This window comes from Oleiphilus sp. HI0066, from assembly GCF_001635725.1.
The window spans coordinates 1-669 of sequence record NZ_LWFH01000089.1 but is presented as its reverse complement, the minus strand read 5'-3'; the positions used below and the strand labels follow the sequence as shown (position 1 = coordinate 669).

The 669-nt window shown below is 46.9% G+C and carries 1 protein-coding gene; it reads right to left on the bottom strand.

The window, feature by feature from the left end; all coding sequences use genetic code 11:
- Positions 1-79: 79 nt before the first annotated feature.
- Positions 80-669: peptidylprolyl isomerase (locus A3738_RS01350; protein WP_197473506.1), on the bottom strand; the 590-nt coding region annotated here is incomplete at its 5' end.

Below are 669 nucleotides of genomic sequence, written 5' to 3'. Positions count from 1 at the left end.
AAAGTACGCATAGATCAGGGCCAATACCGGAAGGCTCTCCTGGCGTGACAGCAAGATAATGAGCTCGAGTATCGCCCACTTATAAGCCCTCTACGCGAAGCGTTTCATCTTTAAACTCGATAAATGCTTCAGACTTAATTTCTTGCAACCAAATTACGAGCTCTTCCTCGAATTTTCTGCGATAGATCAACTGCCTTGCCTGGTTTTCTTGCACCAAGGCACTTATATCCTGCTGTCGACTATCTTGAACTTGTAAGATATGCCAACCGAAATTAGATCGAAATGGCTCACTGATTTCACCAACCTTCGTAGCGTTCATCACATCTTCGAACTCAGGAACCATTTGTCCAGGGCTGACCCAATCTAAAGCGCCACCATCTATCGCCGACACAGGATCATCCGAATTAGATCTCGCTAGCTCTGCAAAATCATCACCATTGATCACACGCTCGTAGAGCTTGTCGATAATCTCTTTAGCTTGACGATCGCTACGAATTGCACTCGGTGCCACTAAGATATGGCGCACCTTGCGCTGCTCAACCCACTGCTCTGTTCCACCGCGTTTATCTAAAGCGGTTATAATGTGGAAGCCACTTGCCGAACGAATCAACTCAGAAGGTTGTCCCTTCACCAAGTTTGGCAGTACATCGGCCGCAATCGATGGCAATT